We start from the raw sequence: 3,287 nt of genomic DNA, 5'->3' as shown, positions 1-3,287 counted from the left end.
CCGGCCACCTCGGCGGCCACGATCGGCGGTTCGGCGCGCACGACCGGCATCTGCGAGACGGCGTACTCCTGCAGGATGGCCACGGCCTCGGCGATGGTCTCGTTCGGGTGCGTGTGCACCAGGGCAGGGAGTCCCCCGGTCTTGCCGTGCAGGATCTCGCCGACCGTCCGGGCCGGGGCGGGCTGGCCGGTGCTGAAGCCGTACTGCGCCAGCCAGTCGTCGTTGAAGACCTTGCTGAGGTAGCCGCGGCCCGAGTCGGGCAGCAGCACCACGATGATCGCGTCGGTCCTGCCCTCGGCGGCCAGCTCGTGCGCCAGCTGACGTGCGGCGAAGGCCGCCATGCCGGAGGAGCCTCCGACGAGCATCTGCTCCTCGCGGGCCAGTCGCCGGGTGAAGGCGAACGAGTCGGCGTCGGAGACCTCGATGACCCGGTCGGCGACGTCCCGGTCGTAGGTCTCGGGCCAGAAGTCCTCGCCGACGCCTTCGACCAGGTACGGGCGACCGGTGCCACCGGAGTAGACGGAACCGGCCGGGTCGGAGCCGACCACCTCGACCGCGGAGTTCTGCTCCTTGAGGTAGCGACCGACGCCGCTGATGGTGCCGCCGGTGCCCATGCCGGTGACGAAGTGCGTGATCCGTCCCTCGGTCTGGCGCCAGATCTCCGGGCCGGTCTCCTCGTAGTGGGAGCGCGGGTTGTGCGGGTTGGAGTACTGGTCGGGCTTCCAGGCGCCCGGCTGCGAGGCCAGTCGGTCGCTCACGTTGTAGTAGGAGTCGGGGTGCTCGGGGGCGACGGCCGTCGGGCACACGACGACCTCGGCGCCGTACGCCTTGAGCACGTTGCGCTTGTCCTCACTGACCTTGTCCGGGCACACGAAGATGCACTTGTAGCCCTTCTGCTGCGCGACCATCGCCAGGCCGACACCCGTGTTGCCCGACGTCGGCTCCACGATCGTGCCGCCCGGCTTGAGGGCACCGGACTCCTCGGCCGCCTCGATCATCCGGCTCGCGATCCGGTCCTTCACGGACCCGCCGGGGTTGAGGTACTCGACCTTCGCGAGGACCAGCGGCCCGTCACCGGGCAGGTCCAGGCACTTGTTCAACCGGACGAGCGGGGTGTTCCCGATGAGCTGCAGCAATGACTCGACGTACTCCATGGCCTCACCGTAGCCGCCGCTCCGTAAGGTTGGCGCGTGAGCAAAGCCGCCGCCGCCCGCAAGCTGGCCGCCGCCGCCCTTTACGGCGGAGGTGGCCTGTCCGCACTCGGCGCCGGTCTCTATGGCGTCCTCAGTGCCGAGGCCAAGCTCGCCCGCCGCACGATCGGCCCGGCCCGCGAGGAACCGCCGCCGGACGCGACCGGTTGGTACGGCCGCGGCCGCCCCGGACCGGCGATCAAGATCGCCCTGCTGGGTGACTCGAGCGCAGCGGGCTACGGCGTCGACCGGGTCGAGGAGACGCCCGGTGCGCTGATCGCCACGGCCGTCGCCGAGCACGCCAACAGGCGGGTCTACCTCAAGGAGTTCTGCGTCGTCGGCGCCAAGTCCTCCGACCTCGCCCGCCAGGTCGACCGGGCACTTCCGATCGAGCCCGAAGTCACCGTGATCCTGATCGGTGGCAACGACGTCACCCACACGATGCGGCCCTCCCAGTCGGTGCGCTACCTCTCCGAGGGCGTACGACGCCTGATGGATGCCGGTGCGAAGGTCGTCGTCGGCACCTGCCCCGACATGGGCACCGTCCAGCCGATCGCTCCCCCGCTTCGCCAGGTGGCCCGGGCGTGGTCACGCCGTCTCGCCGCGGCGCAGACGATCGCCGTGATCCAGGCCGGTGCCCGCACGGTCTCGCTCGGCGACGTGCTCGGCCCGGAGTTCGCGGCCGCCCCTGCTCTGCTGTTCGGTCCCGACCAGTTCCACCCGTCCGTGGAGGGCTACAAGGCGCTGGCGGGGGTCCTCATCCCGTCCGTCCTGGCCGCACTGGAACAGGTGCCCGCAGCCGAGACCGAGCTCGAGGCGTTCCGAGGCGAAGGCGTGCTCCCGGTCAGCCGGGCCGCGATCCAGGCCGTCAACGAGCCCGGCACGGAGCTGGACGGCACCGAGATCGGCGGGCTCCGGGCCGGCGTCCGTGGCCTGTGGGTCGAGCTGCGGCACCGCCGCAGCCGCCAGCACGTGCCCGGCGAGGCACCCGAGGCCCACGAAATGGCCCACGAGACGACGAAGGCCTCCGCACCCACCAGTGGTGGGCCGGAGGCCGTCGACGGCGACGCGTAGTCGCCGGGCGAATCAGTCCTGCTGGAGGATCGCGAGGATCCGGAGCAGGTTGGTGTAGATCCAGACCAGGCTGACGAGCAGTCCGAAGGACGCACGCCACGACTCGCGCTCGGGGAGGCCAGCGGCCACACCCCGCTCGACGAAGTCGAAGTCGAGGATCAGCATGAACACACCGAGGACGAGGCCACCGATGGCGAAGACCAGGCCCATCGTGCTGAAGCCGAACAGGCCGAGTCCGTTGCCGAACAGGCCGAGCACGACCTCCATGAGGCTGAGCGCCACCATGCCGAACATCGCTGCGATGACGAACGTGCGGAACTTGTCGCCGACCTTGATGTCGAAGAACTTGTACGCCGCGAGCGTGCCCGCGAACGCAGCGAAGGTGCCGACCACGGCCTGGACGACGACGCCGCCGAACTGGTCGCTGGGGAACATCGCGTCGTAGAACTTGCTCAGCGCACCGAGGGCAACACCCTCGGCCACGGCGAAGGCGATGACCAGCGGCGGGCTGATGACGCGCTTGAACGAGTTGACCAGCGACAGGATGAACGCAGCACCCGAACCGATGATCAGCGCCGCGCTGAGCGTGCCGATCGCTTCGTCGCTGTTGATGTCAGGCGTGAGGAACCACGTGGCAGCGGCGACGACGACCGTGACGGCCAGCGTGATCGCGGTGGACTGGACGACCGAGTCGATCGTCATCCGGCGCCCGCCCTGCGGCGACTCCGTGGTGACGTGACCGGGCTGGGAGTAGCCGTCGTACTGCTGCTGGCCGAATCCCTGGTAGGCGGCGGCGCCGGAGCGGTTGAACTCCTCCGAGCGGTTGAACACCGGGTTGTTGCTGCGCATGATCTCCTCCGCAGGCTTGCGCGTCTGCCGGACTGCCACGGTGGCTGTCTGGTCACGCTGTCGTCTGTACCGCCAGTCTAGGCGGCTCGATGATGGGAAAACGCCCAACCGGGCAGGAACGTTCCCGCGGGGCCCTTCAGCGTGCCGTGATCTGGACGACGACGTCGGAGCCGA

At 69.8% G+C, this 3,287-nt stretch carries 3 protein-coding genes; 1 reads left to right on the top strand and 2 read right to left on the bottom strand.

Annotation, left to right across the window (positions count from 1 at the left end; translation table 11 throughout):
* Positions 1-1,154, bottom strand: a 1,154-nt coding sequence (locus tag ACOADB_RS11350; RefSeq protein WP_378598270.1) for a cystathionine beta-synthase, incomplete at its 3' end; no start/stop codon positions are given.
* A gap of 36 nt (positions 1,155-1,190) precedes the next feature.
* On the opposite strand from ACOADB_RS11350, the gene ACOADB_RS11345 reads away from it, so the two are divergent.
* Positions 1,191-2,264 carry an SGNH/GDSL hydrolase family protein gene (locus ACOADB_RS11345; RefSeq protein WP_378598268.1) on the top strand — a complete coding sequence of 358 codons (1,074 nt, stop codon included), beginning with the start codon at positions 1,191-1,193 and terminating at the stop codon, positions 2,262-2,264.
* Between the two features lie 12 nt (positions 2,265-2,276).
* Here ACOADB_RS11345 and ACOADB_RS11340 read toward each other — a convergent pair whose 3' ends face one another.
* Complete coding sequence (locus ACOADB_RS11340; protein WP_378598266.1) at positions 2,277-3,152, bottom strand: Bax inhibitor-1/YccA family membrane protein; 876 nt, start codon at positions 3,150-3,152, stop codon at positions 2,277-2,279.
* Positions 3,153-3,287 lie beyond the last annotated feature (135 nt).

Source organism: Nocardioides sp. CPCC 206348 (genome assembly GCF_048654705.1).
GTDB lineage: Bacteria > Actinomycetota > Actinomycetes > Propionibacteriales > Nocardioidaceae > Nocardioides.
This window is presented reverse-complemented; position numbering and strand designations above follow the sequence as displayed.